Origin of the sequence: Amycolatopsis lurida (assembly GCF_900105055.1) — a bacterium.
In the GTDB taxonomy this organism is placed as follows: Bacteria; Actinomycetota; Actinomycetes; order Mycobacteriales; family Pseudonocardiaceae; genus Amycolatopsis; species Amycolatopsis lurida.
Genome location: NZ_FNTA01000004.1, coordinates 6,224,026 through 6,247,017, shown reverse-complemented (window position 1 = coordinate 6,247,017; position 22,992 = coordinate 6,224,026). Strand labels below are relative to the sequence as shown.

The 22,992-nt window shown below is 64.6% G+C and carries 18 protein-coding genes and 1 pseudogene; 2 read left to right on the top strand and 17 right to left on the bottom strand.

Translation table 11 applies throughout. From position 1 onward, the window contains the following. Positions 1 to 55: 55 nt before the first annotated feature. The 5 genes from BLW75_RS34915 to BLW75_RS34895 all read right to left on the bottom strand — a co-directional run bounded on the left by BLW75_RS34915 (position 56) and on the right by BLW75_RS34895 (position 7,210). The gene (locus BLW75_RS34915) at positions 56 to 412 is read right to left on the bottom strand and encodes a WXG100 family type VII secretion target (RefSeq protein ID WP_034323720.1); all 357 of its coding nucleotides are present in this window, start codon (positions 410 to 412) and stop codon (positions 56 to 58) included. Then, positions 409 to 840 carry a YbaB/EbfC family nucleoid-associated protein gene (locus BLW75_RS34910; RefSeq protein WP_034323746.1) on the bottom strand — a complete coding sequence of 144 codons (432 nt, stop codon included), beginning with the start codon at positions 838 to 840 and terminating at the stop codon, positions 409 to 411. Before BLW75_RS34910 ends, BLW75_RS34915 begins: the two co-directional genes overlap by 4 nt. Before the next feature lie 119 nt (positions 841 to 959). Continuing rightward, on the bottom strand, positions 960 to 2,228 hold the full coding sequence (gene mycP / locus BLW75_RS34905) for a type VII secretion-associated serine protease mycosin (protein WP_091599030.1): 1,269 nt from the start codon (positions 2,226 to 2,228) through the stop codon (positions 960 to 962). A gap of 25 nt (positions 2,229 to 2,253) precedes the next feature. After that, positions 2,254 to 4,743, bottom strand: a complete 2,490-nt coding sequence (locus BLW75_RS34900; protein ID WP_034323718.1) for a hypothetical protein — start codon at positions 4,741 to 4,743, stop codon at positions 2,254 to 2,256. Between the two features lie 70 nt (positions 4,744 to 4,813). Next, the gene (locus BLW75_RS34895; protein WP_034323715.1) at positions 4,814 to 7,210 is read right to left on the bottom strand and encodes a right-handed parallel beta-helix repeat-containing protein; all 2,397 of its coding nucleotides are present in this window, start codon (positions 7,208 to 7,210) and stop codon (positions 4,814 to 4,816) included. Between the two features lie 213 nt (positions 7,211 to 7,423). Here BLW75_RS34895 and BLW75_RS34890 point away from each other — a divergent pair, with 213 nt between their 5' ends. After that, positions 7,424 to 10,153 carry an ATP-binding protein gene (locus BLW75_RS34890; protein WP_034323713.1) on the top strand — a complete coding sequence of 910 codons (2,730 nt, stop codon included), beginning with the start codon at positions 7,424 to 7,426 and terminating at the stop codon, positions 10,151 to 10,153. Positions 10,154 to 10,161: 8 nt separating this feature from the next. On the opposite strand, the gene BLW75_RS34885 is transcribed toward BLW75_RS34890, so the two are convergent. From BLW75_RS34885 to BLW75_RS34875, 3 genes are all read right to left on the bottom strand, one after another. After that, on the bottom strand, positions 10,162 to 10,668 hold the full coding sequence (locus tag BLW75_RS34885) for a type VII secretion system-associated protein (protein WP_241784140.1): 507 nt from the start codon (positions 10,666 to 10,668) through the stop codon (positions 10,162 to 10,164). Between the two features lie 47 nt (positions 10,669 to 10,715). Continuing rightward, positions 10,716 to 13,049 (bottom strand): hypothetical protein, encoded by a 2,334-nt coding sequence (locus tag BLW75_RS34880; protein WP_241784138.1) that lies wholly within the window; start codon positions 13,047 to 13,049, stop codon positions 10,716 to 10,718. Between the two features lie 230 nt (positions 13,050 to 13,279). Beyond that, positions 13,280 to 15,916 carry a helix-turn-helix transcriptional regulator gene (locus BLW75_RS34875; protein ID WP_091600084.1) on the bottom strand — a complete coding sequence of 879 codons (2,637 nt, stop codon included), beginning with the start codon at positions 15,914 to 15,916 and terminating at the stop codon, positions 13,280 to 13,282. Positions 15,917 to 16,048: 132 nt separating this feature from the next. On the opposite strand from BLW75_RS34875, the gene BLW75_RS42525 reads away from it, so the two are divergent. Then, on the top strand, positions 16,049 to 16,309 hold the full coding sequence (locus BLW75_RS42525) for a hypothetical protein (protein ID WP_143055409.1): 261 nt from the start codon (positions 16,049 to 16,051) through the stop codon (positions 16,307 to 16,309). Here the strand turns inward: BLW75_RS42525 and BLW75_RS34870 are convergent. The 9 genes and pseudogenes from BLW75_RS34870 to BLW75_RS42520 form a co-directional block, all read right to left on the bottom strand. Then, positions 16,302 to 16,922, bottom strand: a complete 621-nt coding sequence (locus tag BLW75_RS34870) for a helix-turn-helix transcriptional regulator (RefSeq protein WP_034323708.1) — start codon at positions 16,920 to 16,922, stop codon at positions 16,302 to 16,304. The genes BLW75_RS42525 and BLW75_RS34870 overlap by 8 nt on opposite strands. Before the next feature lie 79 nt (positions 16,923 to 17,001). Then, entirely contained in the window at positions 17,002 to 17,637 is a 636-nt protein-coding gene (locus BLW75_RS34865; protein ID WP_034323705.1) for a helix-turn-helix transcriptional regulator, read from the bottom strand. A gap of 372 nt (positions 17,638 to 18,009) precedes the next feature. Beyond that, positions 18,010 to 18,465, bottom strand: a pseudogene (locus BLW75_RS34860) (peroxiredoxin); the annotation flags it as partial. Between the two features lie 6 nt (positions 18,466 to 18,471). Continuing rightward, positions 18,472 to 18,876 (bottom strand): thioredoxin family protein, encoded by a 405-nt coding sequence (locus tag BLW75_RS34855; protein WP_091599024.1) that lies wholly within the window; start codon positions 18,874 to 18,876, stop codon positions 18,472 to 18,474. Positions 18,877 to 18,927: 51 nt separating this feature from the next. Further along, entirely contained in the window at positions 18,928 to 19,539 is a 612-nt protein-coding gene (locus tag BLW75_RS34850) for a GTP-binding protein (RefSeq protein ID WP_034323704.1), read from the bottom strand. Positions 19,540 to 19,565: 26 nt separating this feature from the next. After that, complete coding sequence (locus tag BLW75_RS34845) at positions 19,566 to 20,009, bottom strand: roadblock/LC7 domain-containing protein (protein WP_034323702.1); 444 nt, start codon at positions 20,007 to 20,009, stop codon at positions 19,566 to 19,568. A gap of 27 nt (positions 20,010 to 20,036) precedes the next feature. Further along, positions 20,037 to 21,866, bottom strand: coding sequence for a sensor histidine kinase (locus tag BLW75_RS34840; RefSeq protein WP_034323700.1), 1,830 nt, complete (start codon positions 21,864 to 21,866; stop codon positions 20,037 to 20,039). 24 nt (positions 21,867 to 21,890) lie between these two features. After that, positions 21,891 to 22,505, bottom strand: a complete 615-nt coding sequence (locus BLW75_RS34835; RefSeq protein WP_158005448.1) for a DUF742 domain-containing protein — start codon at positions 22,503 to 22,505, stop codon at positions 21,891 to 21,893. Between the two features lie 59 nt (positions 22,506 to 22,564). Further along, a complete protein-coding gene (locus BLW75_RS42520) occupies positions 22,565 to 22,975 on the bottom strand; it encodes a hypothetical protein (protein WP_143055408.1) in 411 nt (136 codons plus the stop codon). Positions 22,976 to 22,992 lie beyond the last annotated feature (17 nt).

The window sequence follows — 22,992 nt, the reverse complement described above, 5'->3', positions numbered from 1 at the left end:
CGCCCACCACCCTCCGGAAAGCCGTTACTGCATAGCTCATGACGGGAAGCCCGGATTAGCTGTCCTGGCTATCACTTTCCTGCTGCTGCATCGACTCGGCCAGCTGCTGATCGAACAGCTTCGCATTGTCTTCGTCCAGGCCCTGGAACTGGACCATCGCGTCGTGGATACCTTTGGCCGCGTCGCGCATGCTCGAAGGCAGGTCCTTCAGCGTGTCCCGGGTTCCGTCCGCGTTCTCCACATAACTTTCCGCGAACTTCTCCCCTGCCTTGTCCTCACCCCAGCATCCGTCGTACCGATCCATGGCAGCGGTCAGGTTTGTCAGGGCGGCGGCGAAATCGTCACCCGACGCACCCAGTCTCTTGATCACGTCCCGCATCCCGTCAGGATCCAGGCGGAACTCGTCGGTCATGACCTCCTCCCGTCCCGACGCTCCACACCGACGCTGCCCAGCATGGGCCCGATCAGGGATTCGATCATTTCCTGCGGATCGAGCTTGCCCGCAGCCGCCGCACCGTAGTCGATGCCCGACGCGCTGGTGCCCATCACTTCTGACATCTTCGCCATACACTCCGCCTTGCCCCGCTGCAAGGTGTCCACGACCGTCTTCGCCAACTGCGCCGGCGCGAGCAGCCGGTACTTCGATTCGTTGAACAGGAGTTCGACCAACTCACCTCGCCCATCGAACGTCATCGACAGCGATTGGTCCTTCGCTCGGACGGTGACCCGGCCGTCGCGCCACAGTTCGCTCAGCTTTCCGATTTTCTCCCGCTCGCGCTGCAGATTCGCCAGCGCTTCTCCGACTCCGGCGTCGCCACCGAACATATCATCGGAAAACATCAGTTGCCGCTCCTTCCGAGTGTCCGTCACCAGGCTGTCAAAATCCTGGCGCACACCCCAAGCAAATCGCGCCTGGGCAGTATTTCGTCGAGGCATCCTGCCCCTTCGCACTTGCCTGCCTATCCGACCTCACCGCGGCGAGAGACCTCGGCGACCCTCGCGGGCAACCAGCGGCGCTCTCGGGCACCGCGCAGAAGCCCGGACAGCAGCACCGCCAGCGCCGCGAGGACCGGAACAGAAATCGCCGCGACCAGCGCGACGACGGATCCATGCCCGGCAACCGGCGGTATCGGCGGGAGAGGCGCCTGCTCGGCAGTGACGACGGGCAGCCGCGCACCGGACTCCTCCGGCAACACCGTGGACACGGCCGCCATCACGTTTACAAAACCCCAACCGAAACCAGGATCCGGCAGCGCCGCCGCAGGATGATCAGCGGTCAACTCCAGACGACGTTTGACCTGCTTGGCGGTCAGCTCGGGATGATACGCGCGCACAAGGGCGGCGGCGCCAGCCACAAAGGGCGCCGAATAGCTGGTACCGCTGCCCAGCCAATGCCCGGCGCCCCGAGGACCGACGCTCGTCACACCCACACCCGGACCCACGAGGGACAGGAATTTCCCCGTCTGGGAGAAATCCGCCTTCTTACCGTCGATGTCGGCGGCGCCGACCGCGATCACCGACGGATACGACGCCGGATACGTGACCGGATCGCCTTGCTGCGCACTGTTCGCAGCGGACGCCACGACGACGACATTCCGGTCAGCGGCGTACCGGACCGCGTCAGCGAGGCCCAGGTCGGGAGTGTTGGTACTGGCCGAGATGTTGATCACGTCCGCGCCACCATCGACCGCGGCCCGGATACCTTTCGCCATCTCGGCCGCGGTCAGCCTCGGCGGAGAACCGTCCTGACTGACGGTAGCGCACCGGATCGGCAAAATTTTCGCATCCGGCGCGATCCCGGCAAACCCAGTGCCGGACCGCCCGCCCGCGGCGATGATTCCGGCGACGAACGTACCGTGTCCATAGCAGTCATCGTCCGCGGGCTTCCCGCCAGGGTTGGCCACGTCAAGCCCACGCTGCACGCGGCCGCCCGACAATTGCGGCGTCTTGGCGTCAACGCCGGTGTCGACCACACCGACCGTGACCCCGGATCCTTTGGTCAGCGGCCACACGCGTTCTGGCGCGAGCCGCTGTTGTGCCCAGGGAACACCGGCCTCCGTACCGACCGGCTGTGACAAGCAACCCTTCTGGTTCGTCGGCAACGGAGCTGGCCCCTGCGTTGCGCTAACGACACCCGGGGAAAGGATCGTCCACAGTAGAGCCACAGCAAACAGGCAGGCAGCCACCGGCGACTGCCGTGGCAACCGCCGACCGGCGTTTTCGTTCATCGTTCGAAGTCCTTTCGGTGGCCACTCACGACGCCAGGGTGGTGGTGCGGTTCCCCGCGGTTCGGGCGACCGCCTCCTCACGCCACTCGCGCAAGGAGGTCGTCATCCTGTCCTGCACTTCGGGCTGGTCGACGACCCGCAGGGTGCACCGGCGCCGGCGCTCGAGTGCCTGGTCGAGTTTGGTCAGCGCTGCGAGGTCTTGTTCGTCGAGCTCACCGGTGGACGCCACATGTTCGCCCGGGGCGAGTTCGCGGAACAGCGCTGCGGTTCTCGGCGCGACAGGGCCGTCGTCCGCCGGTTCTTCGGCCGCCTCCGCGCTGCGGATGGCCAATGCCTTGAACCGCGCGCCGGCGAAGAACACCACTTCGTTCACCGCTTGGCCGATCCGCAGCTCCGACGTTCGCCGGGCGGAGACAGGCCAGATGAGGACGTCGAGGTCCGCGTCCGGCACAGTCACGTCGAGATCGGTGCTCCCGACCAGAAACCCTGACTCGGTCAGGACTGCACCTGGTTCCACCGCGCTTTCGATCCGACCGCTGATGCTCTGCCGCAGCACTGCACGCCGATGAGTGGGCATCCGTCGTAGTCCCGAGACAAGGCAAGGAACCTGGGCATCAAGCACACCACTGTACCCAGTGCGTACAGCGGCATCCAGCTCGGCGAAGCTGCCCGCGCCACGTCCCAGATAAAGGCAAACCGCCACGAAGTCCGCTTTGGCACCGGCGTCCGCCTGGCGCATCGACGGCCAGGTCGCCAGCGCCGCGTTCACTGTCGCCAACGCCTCGCTGTAGGCTTCGCCGGCCGCCGCCGTGAACCGGGCTTTCTCCGTAGAGGTGCTCGGCCGATCGGCGACATCGAGTTCTTTGCCGCTGGATGTCAGATGCTCAGCCGCAGGCTTGGCACCGGCCTCGGATTCAAGCTGCTCGCCGAGTCCGGGCGATTCCGGTGCCGGCTCGACGCTGGACGTGCGCGTGAGTCCAGGACCGGCTGCATCGGCACCAGTCTCCGCGGCAGGCTCCGCCGGTCGCGCACTGGGGCGGTCGTCCGCCGCGGGCGCGCCGACTTCCTGTGCGACTTGGTCATTCTGGAGCGCAGAAGCGATAGTGCCCGCTGAGGACACCGAGGTGCTCGCCGGAATGCGTTCCGAATTCCCCGGTGCGCCCGACACGGTCGGGACCGGAGGCCCGGACATCAAGAGTGAAGTGGGCACAGCCGGACCACGAGTGGACACGGATGTCGGGCGCAGCTCTTCGCTGATGGGCGGGCGTAATCTTTCGCGGCCTGGTACCTGCGTCGCGGGCTCGGCTCGCGGCACTGTCGGAGGGGCCGCGCCGACGGCTGGCGCCGACGGTTCGCTCAGCAGCTCGCGCGCCCGATCGTCAAGTACCCCGGCCAGGCGCAGACTCGACGCGTCGCGCACCCCCGGTTCGAGTTCCGCGAGCAGGGCCTCTGCCGCAGTGAGCAGTTCGGGCCCGATGGGCTCACCCGGCGTTCCGAGGTGCATCGTCCAGCGGTCCGGGTCGAACGGCGGCAGGCACGCGTCCGGGTCTGCCGCCCCGGTCCGCAGCGCTAAACCGGAGGGCACGATGTCGGCAAGGACATTCCCGAACCGATAGCCGGTGAGGTGACGACGTTGCCAGCCCCGTGGAGGCGGAACCCCGTCGATCACCTCTTGGGAACCGTCCACGCGTTGCCGGAACGACGACGCGAACGGCGGAAAGGAATCCATACCGCTTCCCGCGGCGAGACCGGTGACCACGACGATGTCGCGCGCAAACGCCCTGGCGAAGTCCCGCAGCCAGGAATGCGTGCGGGCTGGCGAAGGCAGCACGACGAGCTGCACGGGTATACGCGGTAACCGGGCGGCCGCCACAGCGACCACAGCAGGAGCCGGAACCATGCCGCCTTCGCCCACGACGATCCGCATTACCCCGGCGTCAGCGGGCACCGCGTAGGCGGGGTCGCCCGGTAACGCCGACCGGCCGTTGGCCTCCCGGATCAGCACGCCCGCGGGGATCGCATCGATCACTGCACCTTCCACGGTCAGCGGCGTGGCCGGCATCGAGGCTTCCCAGCGCGGCACGGGGTACCTGTACCCTCCTACCGCACACGCCGAGCCGGGGCGGAACAGCAGCCAGCCGCTACGGCCGGCGAAGAGGGCGCCCCCGGGGTGTGTGACGAAATCGTCGTCCGGCGCGAAAATCTCCACGTCCAACGCATCGGCCAAGGCCTGCGAGACCAGCCTGTCGGCGCCCAAGCCCGGTATGCCGATCCGCACGGATCGGACGTCACCGAGCGAAGCAATGTGACGATGCAACAACGACGGGAGAAGTGTGGTGAGCGACGGGTCCCGTCGCGCGCCGGTGGACGCCAGCACGAAAGCATGTCCCGGCACAGGCGTCGGCCACCCGATCGCGCCGCCGGGCTCAGCCTCGTCGTGCCTGCGGATCAGCAAGTGCCGGCCTCGACCCTCGAGGACGATGCTTTCGGCCTGTGGGTGAAGGGAACTGTTCATGTTGCCTCCTGCCCCTGCGGTGTGGCCTCCTGGCGGAGACGGACATCCGCGCGCGGGCAACGTCGTCGTCTCAGGCACTGGTATCGAGGTCCTCGGCAGTCAGAAGGGTCAGGTCCGCAGGGCTCATCGACGGTGATTCGGCCAGTCGGGAAGCCTGCCGGTCGGTCATCCGCTCGAACACCCGGCGCGCGGTCCGGCCGTTGCCGAATGTGCCGTCTTTAGGGATCCTCTCGAAATGCTCGAACAACGCCGCGGCCGCCTCGTCTTCGAGGTGATAGTCATGCTTGGCGCACTGGGACCGGACGATCGTGACGAGTTCGTCCGCGGTGTAGTTGGCGAATTCGATGGTCCGGCTGAACCGGGACTCCATGCCGGGGTTCGCCGAAAGGAAATCCTGCATCTCGTTGCTGTAGCCGGCGGCGATCACCACGACGTCCTCCCGGTGGTCCTCCATTAGCTTGACCAGGGTGTCGATCGCCTCACGACCGAAGTCGGGCCCGCTGCCGCCTTGGCCGGAGCTCAACGTGTACGCCTCATCGATGAACAGAACGCCACCGAGCGCAGTGTTGAACGCCTCCGTCGTCTTGATGGCCGTACCCCCGATGATCTGAGCGACGAGGTCCGCCCGGGCCACCTCGATGAGGTGGCCTTCCCGTAGCACGCCAAGCTGCGCGAGAACCTGGCCGTAAAGGCGCGCGACCGTCGTCTTGCCCGTGCCGGGCGCGCCGGCGAACACCAGATGCCGAGCCATTGGCGGTGCCGACAACCCTGCGTCCTGACGTCGCTTGGCCATCTTATTGATATTGATCAGCGAAGTCACTTCGCGCTTCACCCCGGCCAGTCCGACCAGCTTCTGCATTTCCTCGAGGGGGTCACCGGCGAGTCTGGGGCGCTCGGGTGCAATCGACGGCGCGGGTTCCGCGGCCTCGACGGATACGGACGTCCCGTAGGCGTCCGGTTTTAAGTTGCCGCTCGTGATCAGGTCCAGCACCTCGATCGCCGTGCCCGGGCGGAGCTGGCGCACTCCACTACCGTGGTTGTCGCGCACAGTGCAGGAAGCCACCCGCACGGATTCTCCGGTTTCCAGCACGATGCCGTCCGACTTGCCGCTCGAGAATTCGGACTCGGTCACGGTCCCCGACGAGCCTTCGCCGAACCGGCAGCCCGCACCGGCGCTGCTATGCACACGGCAGCGGAGCAACGACAGGGTGGCCCCGGTACCGGCGTGGACTCCGTCCCCGCCGGTACCTTCCAACGCGCTGTCCGCCAGCGACAGAGTGGCTTCGGCGACTTCCACGCCGGCGTTGGCGGTGTTGCGTATGCTCAGTCCGTTCACCACCAGCCGTGAACCAGCGACAACGCGCAAGCCCACTCCGCCACCATCGATCTCGACGTTCTCCATCAAGCCGCGGCCGCCGTCCTCGATTTCTATCCCCACACCATCAGATCCGCGCACATGCAGCCGACGGAAGAAAGGATCTGCCGCGTCGGAAACCTTGAGCCCCGAGCCGGAGCAGCCGGAGATCGAGAGGTGATGGAACTCCGGCGCGGCGCGTTCGGTCACATTTACGCCGATCCCGGTCACGCCCGAAACATCGCACCGGGTTACGGTGCCGCCCGAACGCGCAGAAAAGTGCACGCCTCGTGAACCGGCGGTCTGCACCCGGCATCCGCGCAGCACTGGCTTGCAGCCTTCGGCGACAAACACGCCCTCGGCTCCCGCGCGTTCCACCGTGCATTCTTCAAGCGTGACTTCTCCGCTGCTGGCAAGGTAGAAGCCGATTCCGGTCAGATCGGACGCGTAAAGCCGCTTCGCGGCGATCATGGCCTGTTGTTCGACCGCGACCGCGGGCTTCGACGTGCCGGAAATCGTGGTGTCCTCGACGGTCAGACGGCCGCGACCATTGAGGCAGATGCCATTTCCGGCGGCCCCGCTCACGGTGCAGGCGCGGATCACCAATGTGCCATCGTCGGCGACGACGACCGCCGATGTCCCTATTTCGGCGAATCGGCAGGATTCCAGGACACCACCTTGCGGCGACGTGACAACGACACCCGCGCCTGTGTAGTTGCGTACTTCACAGCCGCGCATCAGGACGGTGCCTTCCCCCGAGGCGTAGATTGTGGACCAGCCTGCCCCTTCCAGCGAACACTCGGTGAGGCTCAACTGTCCTTGCGTCACGAGGACAGCGGGATTGTCAGCGTCCGTGGACACGGCCGTGATTCCCGTGAGTGCGGCCGAAGCGGCGGTCATGGTCACCGCGACCCCGGCCTTGGCGATGATCACCACCGTGCCGGCACCATGCTCCGCGGTGATGGTCACAGGCTTGGAAACCGTCACGTTCTCGATGTAGCGCCCGGGTGCGACGACGATCAGGGCGCCCTCCGGTGCCCCTGCCACCGCCTCACCGATACGCCGGTATCCCTGTCCCGGCGTTTGGGTGACCATGACGACGTTCTGGCTCACGCTACGGTTCTCCTTAGTCGGTCACGCTCACCTGCGGTCGATCCGACCACCACGGGACCACGTGACACTCAACGAAATCTCTATCTACCCGGTAGACGTGGCTACCGGACGCGTGGCGCAGAAACGGCGCAATGAGAGACTTTCGGGCATGGGTGTCAGACGAATACTCTTTCTTATCCTCTTCCGCTCGAAGGGCGCGCTGATGATGGCAAAATGGAGGACATCCTCGGCGAAATCCGTGAGACTGACGCCCCGCTGGTCTTGCTCACCGGACTCGCTGGCACAGGCCGCACGACCGTGCTCGCGCGGCTCTGCGAAATCTACGAAGCCGAGGGCCGACACGTCTCGGCGATGAGATTCACTTCGGGCGGAAACGGCATCCCCGCCCGGTTCACCGCCGTGTCGAGCAACGAGCGGAACGTGACCGCCGCCGGTCTGCGAGGGCCGGTCCGCGGCGAACCCGCGTGGGCCACCATCGGCCCGGTCGCCGGCGCCGCCGACAAGCCCGTGGTGGCGTTACGAGCGGCCCACGCCGCGGCTGCCGCGCTGCGACGTGCCGGCGACGGCACTGTTCTGTTGCTCGACGATCTGCAATGGATCGACCGGGATTCCCTTGCGGTGCTTCAAGCACTGATCCCGATGTCCGACGGCCGGCGACTGAAGTGCGTCGGAACGCTGCGTGTTCCCAGCGGCGGCGCAGCCTCCCTGTTCGGTCGCGAAGTGATCACCCGGCTGCGCAAGGAGAACCTGGTACACACCCTGCGACTACGGCCGCTGACCAAGCAGCAGCTGACGGACCACCTGCGGGCGACCCTCCAAGCGACTCCGGACCCCGCGCTTTCCGACCACGTGCATGCGCTGAGCCGCGGCGTATGGTCCGCGGTGAATGAAGCGACAGAGTCCCTCTGTCGGCGTGGGGCGATCCGGACCGTGGACCGGTCCGCCTATCTCGTTCCCGCAAAGGTGGCTCTGGCATCCCTACCCCTTGCCGGGGGGTACACAAAGCTGATCAGCGAGTTCGACCCCGCTGTGCAGGAAGCGGCAAGAGCACTGGCATTTCTTTCTCCCCTAGGGCCCGCCGCGCCGGGGCTGGCCGGTCAGGTGATCGGCATAATCGAGCAAGAGGTACTGCAACGCTGGGAAATCCTGCGGGCAGCCGGCGTTCTCCACCGCGGATGCCACGGCGCAACGTGGCGCTTCTCCGTCCCACTCCTCGCCACCGCATTAGCCGAATCCTGTGGGCCCTATGAGCGCCGGGCGTTGGCGGCGGCCGCCGTCGGCGCCCTCTGGACGGAAGCCGCAGTGTGCACCGACCCGGGCCACCTGACCGACCTCGTCGCTGCTGCCGGCCGTTTAGTCGCTCCAGCCCGAGCAGCGGAAGAACTGGTCGGCCGCGCCGCGAAGGTCAGGGACACCGACGCCGGATCTGCTGCCCGGTGGCTCGACGCCGCAACCCGGCTCCCCGGCACCCCGTCGGACCGGGCGCGAATACTCCTGATGCTCGCCGCCACCCACCACGACGACGGGGACTACGAACGAAGCCTTCGCGCCGCACGGTGGATCTTGAGTGAGTTCGTTGACTGGTTGAACCCGGATGCCGCATTCGAGGCACAGATACTGGTCGTCCTGGGCCTTCGCGGCCTCGGCGACACCGCGTCGTTACGCGACATCGCGGACGGGAAACAAAGGCTGCCCGGCGATCCCGGCTCACAAGTCATGCTCCGCGCTCTCGCTTGCGGGCTCCTCGACCGCTGGTTGGAAGCAGAGCGGTGGGCGGACACCGACTCGAATGACCAAAATCGACAGTCGCAGGCGATTGTTGCCCGCCTGGTCAAAGCGATCGGCAACCTGTGGCAGGGCCGCCCCGAATGCTTCGAAGGAAACCTCTCCGACCGTGAGCAATGGCCGCTGCGCGAGGACCCGCGCCACCGCATGGCGCAGGTCGACGCACATCTCACCGGATTGCTCCTGATCGGAGAGCTCGACCGTGCCGAGAAGCTGCTGGACGACGAAGACCTCTCCTGGACGAACGCAAGGCCCGCTAACCGGGCGATGGCCGCTATCCTGCACGGCGACTTCCGGACCGCGACCGGCCTGGCGTGCCGCACCGTGGCGTGCCGTGCAGCCCCCAGCTTCGCTTCCTCGACGACCGGGATGTTCCACGCCACGGTTTCTGCTCTGGTAGGCCAGGGACGTCTTGCCACCGCACGGGAATTGCTGGCTTCGGCGCGGGAGACCACACCGGTACTCGGGCACCTGCTCGACTTCACGGAAGCTTGGGTCGACCGCGCGCTTGGTAACGACCAGCTGGCGGCCGAACGGCTCACCGCCGCACTGGAAACCTCCGCCGAACGCGGTTTGGTGGTCGGCTGCGACATCGCCTACGCCGAGTTGGCGGACTTGGCTCTCGACCTGAATGACCGTAAAACGGCCGAGGACTGCCTAGTGGCGGCCGAACGGATGGCCCGCACCTTGGTGACCGGCCGCGCTAGGCTGTACGCGCGGTTCATCCGCGCAGTGCTCACGCGGGAACCGGCCGCGACAGCAGAATGCCTGCGAGTAGCTCGTGAACGTGGCCAGCCTTTCGAGCTTTCACTCACGATCGTGCGCCTGGTAAGTCACGGGCTGGCGGAGCCGACCCTACTCAGCCAAGCCTACGAGCTGATGGGCGGCATGGGTGCGCTCCTTTACCGTGCGAAGGCTCGGACGCTCATGCGAGAGTACGGCGTCGTCATCCCTGGCCGCCGGAACACGGTCCAGGAGAACGAGCGGTTGCTGGCGACGCTGGCGGCCGAAGGTTTGAGCAACAAGCAGATCGCCGCGGCGCTCAGCTCGAGCGAAAAGAGCGTTGAAGGCAGGCTAAGCCGACTGTTCACCCGGAGTGGGTACCGCTCCCGCATCGAATTGTCCGTGGCCATCGCGAATGGCGAGCTGAGCTTCTGACCCGCTGATCAGGCCTGGCCTGTGTGATCCGCCGCCGCTCGGATCGTCCCTGCCAGCACCCGCATCGACGCCGGCGAGCCGGGGTTGAGCAGCACATCTACGCCCTGCGAGGGTAATGCCTCGGCCAGTTCCTCGACTGTGACGTTCAGCCACCGGACAGCATCGGCGACCCGTGCGCGGTGGCCGTGTGAAGTGGCCACCTGGACCGATGGCACTCCATCCGGGGCGGGTTGGATAATCGCGGTCCCGTCGTCTTCCGTGGCGATCCCCAGGACCGTGTCGCGCAGCACAGCGGGGAGCTGGTCGGCGACGTCCTTGCCGTCGGCGAGCGCGCGGAGCACAGCGTCCACAGGATCGAGCGGCGACCCTGGCGTAGTGGGCCGATATTCCGGGTTGGGTTGGAATCGGCTCGGCATGCCCGATTCGTCAAGGAGCCACGCGCCGAGGATGACGTGCGCCGGAACGTCCTTCTGCTCGTCGCTCGAGACGAACTCTGGATCGAGGAGCAGCAGCAACCGACCTCCACCGGGTTCTCCAGTCTCGACGTCTACGGCCTGCCCGCTCACCGTCGTCCCTCCAGGATCATCGCGTTGGCGACACCGGGCACCCGGCCGAACCTGCTCGCCTGCCCGGTTGGCACCGGCTCGACTGCACGAATTGCCCGGTCGGCGAACCTCTGCAGGGAAGCCCGAATGAGGCCGTCGCGGCCTGATGACTTCTCGTCCTTACCGGTATCTGCGTCTGCCAGCTCGCGCATCAGGATTCTGCCCCTCTTCTCCCCCTCCGGCTCGATCACCTCGAGCACCTTGAAAGCAGTCCCGGGTGAAAAGACCACCCGATCGGCGACGCCGCCTTCCATCGGTTCGATCACCGTAGTCTGGCGCCCGGTAAGTGACCAGACGACCAAGTCGGTGGATCCGATTTCCACCGGACCGAGCACGGTACGCGTGTGCAAGAAACCCCACTCGAGCAGCACGATCCCAGTCTCAAGGAGTTCCCACAGTTCCGGACCGGGGGCGACCACGCTAGCCGTGGCCTTCCGATGCAGGGGTAGCTTCTGCAAGCCGTCGGCCACACACCTACCGAAGTCGACATGGGGACCCGCGGTCCTGGCACGTAGTCCTCCGTCGACGTCCGGGTCTTCCCCTGCCAGGTACAGACCCGCGGCCACGGCCGCCGTGAGAACGCTCTCGGGCGCGAGGCGGTTCGGCGAAAACCGGCGCATGACGGCGCCGACCCGCTCCGACAGTGCATCGAAAGCCGACTCCCGGCCTGACCGAACCATCGTCAGTTCGGCACTGAATCCGGGAGGCGCCGGCCAAACCCGATGCCGGGGATCCGGCGGCTGTTGCATGACCGACCGGGCGAGCGGATGGTCGTCCAGTTCCTCCGTCTGCTCGGCCAGCGGAGCCGACTCGGTGCGCTGGCCGGATGGCTTCGCGGCGGGGTGTCGGATCTTTTCGGTGGCCAAGGTCCTGTCGTAGTCTTGGGCGATCTCTTCGTGGGATTCCTGGCCCCCGAGGAGGCCGGGATCGTCCTGCTCTCCTGTGGGTGCGGCCACCGATCCCGGTCCTCGGCGGAAGAGCTGGGAAAGCCTGGGCAGCGGCGTCAAGGGCATCGTGAGATCGGACGCGGAGCTCAAGTGCGTTCGCGACCGTTCGACCGGTGTGGTGACCGACACCGTCTTGGTCACGGCACGGGCCTTGTCGTCGAGCTGATCGAGCACGCGCGCCACGAGTCTCTCGTCTGCCGGGTCGTGAAACACGAGGAGCGATTCGGCCTCAGGCGGAGTGGCCCTGATCGCAGTCGCTTGAGCGGGCACCTCCGGTGGGCGTACCCACAAACCTGCCTGGACCACTTCGACCACGGCGCCGGAATCATGCAGGTAGAGGCCAGGCTCGCTCTCCGTGAGACTCTCGAACGGAGGGCGGGAGCGCCGGATCCGCGGCGCGAAGAGGTCGTTTTCAGATCGTGGGGCTCGCCGGGGCAGGAAGACCAATTGCTCGGCGAAGGTGCGGACGCCGTGTGACCCGTCCGGTCGCAGGGTGAACACCTCCGGCGCATCCGAACGCCCGACCGGAAGTCCGCCGTAACAAACGACTTCCTCGCCAAGCACGTCCGCCAGTATTTGCCCTGGCGCGACCTTGGCCGCCTCGAAGACCTGTCCGAAGCAGAAGAACCGCACGTTCGCCCGAGTAGCCGGCTCAAGAGCGGCCCACCATTGTGCGACATCCGCCGGCTGCAGAGGGGGCACGCCATATGCCCCGAGTACGACAGTGACCTCCTGGCTCGAGACACTGAGCCAGCGCGTCAGCTTCGCACGGCCAGCTTCCAGCCAGGACTCAGGGCCGTCGGAGCGAATCCAAAGCCCCGCAGGCAGCGGTTCGGCTGTCGCGGACCGCCCGACCCGAAGCAGACTCGAATTGGCTGGTGCCTCCCAATTCGGAACGGGGTAGCGCCGACCTTGCCGGACCGCGACCTGGCCAGGGGTGCATACGGTCCATCCTTCGCTCCCTTTCGTGGGAAGGAAGATTAAGCCGCTCGATCCAACAAGCATCACGCCGTCCGGATAGCACACCGGACGGCCGATCCGGTCGGCGAGCCACTGCGCGGCCACGATGGTGATTTCACAGGCTTCCTTGACGGGCAACAGCCGGACTGCGCGCTCGTCCTCCGCGACGGCATCCGCGACGGCATCCCAGTCCCGCAGCGACGAGCCCACTGGAAGATCCAAGACGACGAGGACGTAGTCAGTGTCGGCCTGCAACGAGGCCGCCAGCTTTCCGGCTCCGGCAGTCATCCCAGCGGGGCCGTGAACAAGCAGCGCCTCGCCGACCCTCCGGTAGGACGCACACGCTTTGCGCCGGCCGAGGCGTGGCATCTTCAGGAGCGACATCGATTTCGCCTTCCGCTACCGGGGAAAGATCGAAGGGTGTCCGGGGGCGCACTACCCGTCCGGAACACCACTGTGACGCGTCAACGTTTCGAGCGCACCCTGGTACATCCGCGACGTACGTTTCCGGCGGAGTTCCCTCACGAGAGACGCCCCGCCACAGTCCGTGGTCGTGACTGGTAGTGAATTTTTTAACTGCCATCACCCACTTACGACGACCGGATTGCGTCCTACTAGGCGCCGATCACGTCGCGCGGACGCGCCAGCGCAGACGTAGCCAACCCGTACCTGGTACGACAGCCCGCCTTCAGGAAGAGCCTCGATAGATGTTTTTCGACCGTCTTTTCGCTCAGCCGGACGACGCGCGCGATCTGCCGATTGGTCTGCCCTGTCCGGATCAGCTGGAGAATTTCAAGCTCGGTGTCGGACAGCATCTCGGCCTCCGAACGCTCGACCGCCATGCGGGCACCCGGATTCATGGCTTCCCGCGTCTTCCCTACGGGGCGGGCAGCACCACGGGGACGGCTGTGCTCAGCCGCGTCCCGTAACCAGCCGCGTGGCAAAGTGGACAATTGGGCGGCTGGCTCATTGAGCAGGACAAGTTCATGGTCGCCGCGCTTGCTGACCAGCCGTTCAGCTGCGTGAATCCGCGTCCCCGCGCCTTCGACGAGACCGCGTACCAGGGCGAGCGCTCCGAACGAACGCGCGGAGAGGCGGAACTCGTGGTATGTCTCGGCCACATCGACGACAATGCGGCGCATGCCTGTCTTCTCGGTGACTCCCGCAAGCCAAGCCAGCCGGGTCAACAGCCACGAGGCACCAAGATCGTCGTAGGAGAACGGGCGGGCACGGAAAGCGCGAAGGCCAGCTTCGAACGCTTCCTCGTTCTCTCCCGCGTGATGATGCAAACCGGCTTCCACCCAAGCCCTCAGATAACGAAGGTGGCTGGATCGCGGCACCGTGGCGAGCCATTCGGACGCCCGCCGACCATCGCTCTGCCACCCGCACATCTCGGCTGCGAGCAGCCGGGCATGCTCTCGGAAGGGTGTGTCCACGGCGTCCTGCGTACCCAACTCTTCCACCGCACCGAGCGCATCGGCCCACCGTCCTTCGGCGTATCCCGTACAAGCCCGGTGGTAGACCGAAAGCGGTCCGGACGAGGGCACCCGGTAGTCGCTGCCCAAGACGGCCCGGAGTACCGGAGCGAGGTCACCCATGGCAGTGGCATCAGCGACCAGGCCGCCGCAACGTAGGCTAGGCCAGGTGCGCCGGCTCAGTTGTGGTGCGGCAATGCAGATCTGCCGCCACAGCGGGGTGAGGCAGGCGCTGACGTCGTGCGGCTCGAGTCGATCGCCGGCGAACCAGCGCTCGGCCAACCCCAGCACCGCGCGAGCCGCGTCACTTCGGCTCAACCGATCGCATAGGCCGCCCGGCACCGGACGGCCGAGGTGAAGAGCGGCCAGAACTGCTCCGACCGCGAGTTCAGCCCTCGCCGCGTCCGGAGCATCGTCCGATGCTTCGGCCACGAACTCGGCCATCGTCGAGTAGTCGGCAACTCGCACTAGGTGGCGGACTATTTCGGTCTGCCGCGCGCTGCGATCCGTCTCCTGACCGGCGTGCCACCACGCCGCGTACAGGTGGCGAGTCCGTGTGGGAGCGTCGACTGCTTGCAGACTTTCGGCTTCCTCGAGCACACTCGAGAGCTCCGGACGACTAGGTAATTCGCGTCCCGCCAAGGCCACGTGCCTGGCGAGAGTGTCCAAATGAGACTGGGACACGCCACTGCGGTTCCAGAGGCGCTCGGCGATTTCACGGTGCAAGCGGCCTGGTCCCCGAAGCCCTACTTCTTCAGCCAAGGCCGCACCGACGCCGGGCACTCGGCATCGGACCGTGTCGGCGGCCTCGCACTCGAGAATACCGTCGCGGATCAGCGCATCGACCGCTTGGCCGGCGACCTTCGTTTCCTCTTCGCCACCGGTCACGAACGGAAGGTCGTCGACGGACAGGCCATTCGGTCCCGCGGCGAGGAGCAGCAGCTGCTTGCCGATAGCACCGAACCGGGCGAGCTCAGCCAAGATGGGATGAGCGGCAGGAAGGGCGACCGGAGTTTGTGGGTTCTGAAGGTAGGCAACACCGTCGACCGCCTTGAGCCTGCCGCGATCGCGCAAGTCGGTCATCGTCGCGACGACCGCAGCAGGGTTACCCCACAGCGGGCCAAGAGCTTCCCGGACGGCCTGTACGGTCGCGGGCGCGACTCGCCCCCTCGCCACTCGCCGGAGCAGGCCTACGGACTCTTCTGACGAAAGGGGCTCGAGCTCGATCGTCTGCAGAAACGCGCCGTCAAGCAGATCTACAGTTCCCGCAAGCGTCATCCGGGACGAAGCGATCACCGCATGGCCGGCTCGATGCATCGGCGCCACGGCCAACATCGGCGTCGTAAGCCGGTGGAGATCATCGAGGAGAACCGCTACCGGAGCCGTCGTGTTCAGACGAGTGAACAACGTACTCATCGCATGAAGTAGGCAGAACCTCGTCCATCGGTCGGCGTATCCATCCTCGGTGCACAGACGGGTCACGTCGTCGATGGAATCCGGAAGCCGGAGGTCGGTGTCGAAGAGATCGTACTGTTCGCGCACCGCCTGGAGAACAGCCCGGAAGCCGAACAGATCCCACGCTGGAACGTTCGAGGGAAAGGACACGTCCAGAACGGGGGCGGCTCGATCCATGAGGACACGGCGAACATTCTGGAGCAGCGCGGTCTTCCCGCTGCCGGGAATACCCCGAACGAGAGCTGGCCCGGGGTGTCCTTGCCCGACGAGGGCATCCAGTTCCTTTCGCCGCCCGATGAGCCCACCACGCTGACGCGCCATCATCCCTCCTTCCGATCTCAGCTTCCCGGGCCCTGGGCACGGTCAGCTCTCAGTACGTGCCGACTCAACGAATGTCACCAGAGACGACTCAACGAATCCTTCACCCACTCGCCGAGCATCCGAGCAAGGCCCGTGGACGAAAGAACCCTGAGTGTCGGCACATCAACAGACGAAAGGGCATGGTCGGCGAACCAGCGTACCGACGACTGGCGTTTTCCTTTTGACCATGGCGGCGATCGATACGCTAGGAATATGGCTTCCGATGCTCGCGTCGACGAAAAAGGAGTGGTGCCCCCAGAGGTTCCACCCACGGAGCCGACGCCAATCTATGATGAATTGACCGCTGCTGTCATCGAGCTCAAAGATGAGCTCCCGTCCGCCACACTCAGATGACGCCCGCCTGCATGGCGTACGCCACCGCGTGTGGCCGGTTACGCAGATTGAGCCTGCTGGTCATCTCGGAGATCACATTCTTGACGGTGCGCTCGGAATAGCACAGCTCGCCGGCTATCTCACCAGTGTCCAGTCCCTCCGCCATGAGCCTGAGCACATCGACTTCGCGCGCGGTCAATCCGGCGGCCCCGAGCCCACGGGGAGTAAGGACGTCCTCTTGCAGCCGCCGAATGATGCGGAGAAGCCGCCCCAGCAGATCCGGGGGGAGCAGGGCGCGTCCCGACGCGGCGGCGACCACGGCGTCGACCAATCCGTCACCCGAAGTCCGACCACGCGGAAGGATGATGACGACCCCGCACTCGACCGCGCTCAGCACATCATTGTCCCTGAGCTCATCGATCAGTAGCACCTTGGGCACCGGCACCTGGTCCTCGCCACAGAGTTCGGCGACGATATGTGGCATCATCCGGTCAGCCTGCACCACTAGCACATCATGCTCGGTCAGGTGATCGAGATCGACGACCTGAACCTGCCGGCGGGTGCGAAAAAAACTGGTCAGCCCGAGCTGAGTAATCGAATCGGCCGCCAAGACACCTACTCGCACCGGTTCCATCTCGGCCCTCCACCATATCGACGACGGCCCCCGATGGCCCGTCGGTTCAGAACGACTTGTCTTTTTGCCGAAGCCATTATCAGATGACTCCGGCACGCATCGCATAAGCGACCGCGTGAGAGCGAGAATTGAGCCGCAGCCGAGACATGAGACCGTATAGAACGTTTTTGACGGTACCCTCGGAGTAGGTGAGACGTTGCGCAATCTCGTCAGTTTGATAGCCTTCGGCGATCAAATGCAGAACATCTCGCTCGCGCGTTTCCAACCCCGAAAGAGTCAAACCTGCCGGAGCTAGCACTTGCGAACGCAACTGACTGATCTGGCTCAGGAGGACACCCTGCAGCCGGTACGGAATGAGCGCGGCACCTCGGCCGACGGCACCGACAGCGGAAGCCAGTGTTCCATCCTTGAGCTCGTGCCGGGCCAGCAGGGCCGCGACGCCGCACTCGACTGCCAACAGGAGGTCTTCGGACCTGAAGCCATCCGCTACGAGCACCACGAGGGGACCACCGAGGCTAGCATCGGCCCGAAAACGCCGGAGCAGGGCGAACGTACTGGCTCCGACGAGCCCTTCCACGACCACGACGAGGACATCCGGACGACACTCCAGCCCGTCCGGCACAATCTGCAGATTCTCGTGGCCGCCCAGCATCGCCTTGACCCCGGCCTCGCTGATCTCGTCAGCCGCATGCACCAAAACCTTTTGAACTTCCACGCCCCCGCTCCCTTCGCACTGGCTCCAACCCAGTGCAGAGCGTCGCGCGAGCACCTTCATAAACCCTTAATTGAGAGTCGCTCACCGGTCGACCACCCCGGACACTGCAGTTTCCGCAGGTCAGCACCCTGAAGAGAGCTTGCTCGCCGCCGATTTTGGACTGATCGATCCAGTTTGAACGATCATCAACCACAAGGGAGGCAACCCTCTCAGTAAGCCTCCAAGCGCAATAGGAGGCCAAGAGAAGCATTCGCTCCACCATTGCACCATCACTTCCGGAGCCGATGCTCAGCCTTCTCCGTGTAGAGTGATCCAGTTGCCAGGCGCCGCAGGAACCGCGACTTCCGACAGATCACGGCCATGAGACCCGAGCATACTCGCGACCTGACTCTTCCACTCACTTTGATCTCGAGCCACGTCTTCTTCCTGCACCTTGGCGAAGCGAATGATTCCTTCGGTATCGATCAAGAAGGTGCCTCGCCGAGCAACGCCGAGCGCGTCATCGAAACTCCCATAAGTCTCCGCCACCTCACCGTGCGGCCAGAAATCGGACAGCAACGGAAAGGGGTATCCCTGCGTATCAGCCCACGCTTTCAGACAGAACGGGGAGTCCACTGACACCCCGATCACCTGGACATCGTATTTATGATAGATTTCCACTTCATCGCGCAACTGACACAGCTCACCGCGGCAAATCGGCGTGAATGCTCGCGGATAGTACACGAGCAGGACATTCTTGTCTCCCGCAAAGGAAGACAATGTCACAGGCTTCAGATGATTGCTGTTAAGCGTAAAGTCCGGCGCTCGAGAGCCAATCTCGATATTCATCGCATTTCACCTGCCACCGCTCTTGCCCAGCTTTGCCACGCCAGCAGCGGCAACAGATTTGCGAATAGCCTCCAGGTCGGCCTCCCCGGCTTGGCGGATCACGTCGCTGAGCGCTTTTTCACTGAGTGACCCTTCGTGCGTGAAGATGAGTGCACCCCCACGCAACACTGCGATCGTCGGGATCGATTTGACATTAAAGGCCGCGCCGAGTTCGGGCTGCGTGTCAGTATCGAGCGAGGCGAACACGACGTCATCGTGATTTCCCGCCGTCTTGTCGAAAACTGCGTTAAACGCCTTACAGGGCGTGCACCAGGCTGCAGAGAGATGGATCACGACGACGCCGTCGAACTTGGTCATCTCGTTGAACTTCTCAACGTCAAGAGCGACAATCTCCGGCTTTTCGTCAGGCATTACCGTCAACCATTCTATTCCGAGTAATTCTGAATTTTTCCGATTCACTTACTACGCCATGGACGGTTCGGCAACCTGCTCGACCCGTTTCATCACATGCTCGATGAGCCCGAGTAGCGTGTCCTTGACCTCGTCTCGGTGGCGCGCGTCACATCGAAAGATCGGGATCGAAGGGTCGACCGCCATGGCTCGCCGGACATGTTCGAGTGGGTGATGCAGGATACCGTCGAACGTGTTTACTCCAATGACGTAAGGGATGTTGCGATTCTCAAAGAAGTCAACCGACGAGAACGAGTCGGAAAGCCGCCGGGTGTCCGCCAGTACGACAGCGCCGATCGATCCACGCACCAAGCTATCCCACATGAACCAGAAGCGCTCCTGCCCGGGGGTGCCGAACAGGTACAGTAGTAACTCGTCGTCAAGAGAGACCCGACCGAAATCCATCGCGACTGTGGTCGACCCCTTGTAAGGAAGGCGCTCGGTATCGTCCAATCTACCGCTCGCGACGGTCATCCTGGCCTCAGTGGTCAGTGGCTGGATGTCCGAAACCGCACCGACAAACGTCGTCTTGCCCACGCCGAAGCCGCCCGCGACGACGATCTTCGAAGTAATCACTGACTTCTTCGAAGCGTCGTCGGCGACACCTGCCCTGTGCTTTTCCATCTGCGTCCCTTTCCGAAGCGGGAAAACTAATTCGTCGGGATAGCGGTTGACGCCGTGCTGGCTTCTTTTTCCCGCGACCGAAGTTCTGGGGTCAGCATGTGACCGAACCTGTCGACCAGCAGCGCCATCTCGTAAGCGATCTGGCCGATGTCGTAACCCGGGTCGGCGAGGATTGACAGGCACGAACCGTCGCTGATCGCCATCAGCAGCATAGTTCCCGCGTCCATCTCGACGATGGTCTCGTTCACATTCCCCGCCTCGAAGCACCGCGCCGCACCTTCGGTCAGGCTGACCAGCCCGCAGGCGACCGCCGCCAGCTGATCGGCACGGTCTTGCGGCAGCGTACTCGACGAAGCGATGAGTAACCCGTCGGACGACACCGCGACACCGTGCGCCACGCCGGGCACCCGCTCGACAAAGTCATTGATGAGCCACGCGTACTCATTCAGCGAATCATCTTTGTTGACCATACCGATACATCTCCATCTCACTGGTTGCTATCGATCGATTTCGAGGATTGTCCAGCCACCGGAATGTGGCGTACCACGAAGGCGAGCTTCCTGCTCTTTGGCTTTCTGGACACCCTGCTGGTAGCTGGACAGCCGCCGTTGCGTATGTTTCGCATCACGTTCGATAGGTTTCGGAGTTTCCGCAGAACGCGTTTTGAAGTCACCTTCCGCTCTACTGACGAACAGGTGGGCGCCCTTCTGCCGCAGCGGAAGCCCGTCTTCGGTGTACGTGTACTGCTGCGCATGGTTGGATTGCTCTGCCATCTGCCACGCTTGGTCCACGTCCGACTCCCAGTCGGCTGCGACACTGCCACCGGTTGCCAGAGAAGGTTCGCGCGTGTTCTTGGACGACGCCGATTCCTGGCGCCGGGCCCTGCTTTTCGCCTGAAACCAGCGCGATGTAGACCGGGGTGCAGCCGGCAGCTCGGTCCCGGAGGGGCCGACGCGCTTGTTAGAGCCTCGGACCGGCAGTTCGCCGGGCACATCGGAATGGGCCTGGGCCACCACGTCGGCAGCAAGGCCGGTGTCCTTCGCGCGAGAGACCTTCGTCTTCGTCCGGTTGTGCCACGCCGACGGCTGTCGCGCGCGAGTTCCGTCGTGGCCCGCCTGTTCCTGCCGGCGAACGGTGACGGTCATCGGAACCGCCGAGTCGCCGCGTCCGGCGCGATTGGCGTTGACCCCCTTGGCCGCGATTCGAGCCGCGTCGTCCGGCATCGTGGCGCGGACTTCGTCTTCGTTCTGCAATACCGAACTGGGCACGGACACAAGCGCCGAGACACCGTCAACGCCGTCGCCGCCGAATAGTTCGACCCTGAATCCATGCCTCCCGGCCAGCCTACCGACCACGAGCAGACCGAGCCTGCGAGAACGGGCGATCTCCGCCGACCCCAGCTTGCGTAGCTGCTCGTTCGCCTTGCGGATGTCGGCGTCAGTCATTCCGATGCCGTTGTCGATCACTCCGATGGACAGGCCCTGATGCCGGGCCAGCTCGGCCTTCACAGTGACCTGCTTGTCCGGCGGGGAAAAAGAAGTCGCGTTGTCCAGCAGTTCGGCCACGATGCGGATGAGGTCACCCGCCGCCGTGTTCGACACTCGCACCGACGGCGTGCTGAGCAGACGGACCCGCTGATAGCTGTCGATCTCTGAGATCGATGCACGTAGTAGATCGTCAACCGACACTGGGTCCTTCGTCTTGCGGACGAGTTCTGTTCCGGAGAGCACCAAAATGTTCTCATTGTTACGGCGCATGCGCATAACGAGATGGTCAAGCTGATAGAAACGGTTCAGATCCGACGGAGACCGATCGCCTTGCTCGAGACCCTCGATGATTTGCAGCTGGCGTAGCAGCAGTGTCTGGGTACGGCGGAACATGTTCACGAACACTTCCGCATAGCCGGACCGAATGTCCTCGTATTCCAACGCCACGCCAACGGCATCGGTGCACACTTGCTCGATATCGTTGATCAACGCGGCGAGCTTCGCGTCCGTCACAGGCGTCAGCCGAAGCTTGATCCCATCCGCCTGCTTGCTCGCCACGACCTCCTTCACGATGTCCGGCATTCGTTGGCTTCCGAGTAACTCCAGTTCGCCGTACACCGCCTCCAGCGCGCGGCTCCGCCCCAACGCCTCCCGGAACATCAATGCGCCGATTCCGATCCCCACGACGGCCAGTGAAACGGCGCCGAGAGGCAGCCAGGTGGAGTGCCATACCAAGCTGACGGCCATCAGGGATGCGGACATGATCTGAAGAGCGCACAGGACGACGAACCTCGTCAGCAACGGCTTGACGCCGTGTCCTCGTACCGCATCGATGCTCATCGTTCCTCCGTCAGGCAAGCCATGTCAGACAAGCCGTGACAGGCCGCGGTGGACCCGTCGGAGCAGCTCGATTGATGGTAGACCGTCCACTGTGGGAAGTACTGTGCTGTGTACTCGCAGAAATCCGCGGTCGATACCGTCCTTGACAATCATCGTCGTAAGACCGATCGGTGCTTCGATAGCGACGGCGATCTCCGCCACTGACTGTGGCTGCGAACAGGTCCGGTAGACGATCCGCTGGTCCGTGCTCAGCGATTTGAGCGGCAAGGTGCCGTAGGGCTGCACGGTTTCGATGATGGTTTCCAGCCCGAGATCGTTCCGGCTCGTGCTCGCCGTTCCGATCGCCAGGTACGGCCGGACCAGTGCGGCCGAGTGGCCGACCTCGAGCATGAGATCTGCCCCGGACGCACGCTCGTACTCCTCAGGAGGCGCGATCCGGCACACTTCCCGGAGTTCGGAGTCGTCCTGCGGGTCTTCCGGCAGCTTGATCGGCACCACCGCGGTCATGACTTCGACCACGATAGGGCGCTTTCCATTGACCGCGGTCTCTTCCGCAGGATCGCGCTCCCGAAAATCATGATCGGCCCATTCACCATAGTCGGACCAGCCTCCGAAGCGGACCGGTTCGTCCTCGCCCATCGGGGGTCCGCCACGATGTCGTCCAGCAGCCACTGCGATCACCGCCCGATCGTCACCCATTACCGATCTCCTGCCCGCCGGGTGGAGCTCGTCTGTACGGGAGTTCGTTCGACTGACGACTCCGGTGCTTTCGATGCTTCGGAGGGCGCGCTGCTTGCCGGAGCGGGCTCAGCGTGCTGCTCCACGTGCGGTTGCGTGGTCATCTCGGGCATGGAAGCGACCTGCGGACCAGGTTGTTTCGAGTCCGACCATGACGTGGCGATCTCCGTCTCCGGCACCGGAGCGCGGATGGTCCTTGGGTGCTCGCGATACGGCAGCGGGACAACCACGAATCGATAGTCCTCAGCGTCGCTGGTGAGGATGGTAAGACCGGTCATCTGCGAGGTGAAGTTCGGTGACTGCTGGATGGCGAGCGCGGTAGCAGCGGCCAGCGCGACGCCAGAGAAGAGCGCTAATACGTTCGGTCGCATGCAGTCGTCCTTTCGAA

Bases quoted from the DNA above. Each gene is read 5' to 3' on its own strand.
- BLW75_RS34845 (WP_034323702.1), bottom strand. From the start codon at position 20,009: ATGGTCAACAAAGATGATTCGCTGAATGAGTACGCGTGGCTCATCAAT.
- BLW75_RS34915 (WP_034323720.1), bottom strand. From the start codon at position 412: ATGACCGACGAGTTCCGCCTGGATCCTGACGGGATGCGGGACGTGATC.
- BLW75_RS34855 (WP_091599024.1), bottom strand. From the start codon at position 18,876: ATGCCTGACGAAAAGCCGGAGATTGTCGCTCTTGACGTTGAGAAGTTC.
- BLW75_RS42520 (WP_143055408.1), bottom strand. From the start codon at position 22,975: ATGCGACCGAACGTATTAGCGCTCTTCTCTGGCGTCGCGCTGGCCGCT.
- BLW75_RS34875 (WP_091600084.1), bottom strand. From the start codon at position 15,916: ATGGCGCGTCAGCGTGGTGGGCTCATCGGGCGGCGAAAGGAACTGGAT.
- BLW75_RS34910 (WP_034323746.1), bottom strand. From the start codon at position 840: ATGTTTTCCGATGATATGTTCGGTGGCGACGCCGGAGTCGGAGAAGCG.
- BLW75_RS34900 (WP_034323718.1), bottom strand. From the start codon at position 4,743: ATGAACAGTTCCCTTCACCCACAGGCCGAAAGCATCGTCCTCGAGGGT.
- BLW75_RS34840 (WP_034323700.1), bottom strand. From the start codon at position 21,866: ATGAGCATCGATGCGGTACGAGGACACGGCGTCAAGCCGTTGCTGACG.
- BLW75_RS34880 (WP_241784138.1), bottom strand. From the start codon at position 13,049: ATGTCGCTCCTGAAGATGCCACGCCTCGGCCGGCGCAAAGCGTGTGCG.
- BLW75_RS34890 (WP_034323713.1), top strand. From the start codon at position 7,424: ATGGAGGACATCCTCGGCGAAATCCGTGAGACTGACGCCCCGCTGGTC.
- BLW75_RS34835 (WP_158005448.1), bottom strand. From the start codon at position 22,505: ATGGGCGAGGACGAACCGGTCCGCTTCGGAGGCTGGTCCGACTATGGT.
- BLW75_RS34850 (WP_034323704.1), bottom strand. From the start codon at position 19,539: ATGGAAAAGCACAGGGCAGGTGTCGCCGACGACGCTTCGAAGAAGTCA.
- BLW75_RS34870 (WP_034323708.1), bottom strand. From the start codon at position 16,922: ATGGAACCGGTGCGAGTAGGTGTCTTGGCGGCCGATTCGATTACTCAG.
- mycP (WP_091599030.1), bottom strand. From the start codon at position 2,228: ATGAACGAAAACGCCGGTCGGCGGTTGCCACGGCAGTCGCCGGTGGCT.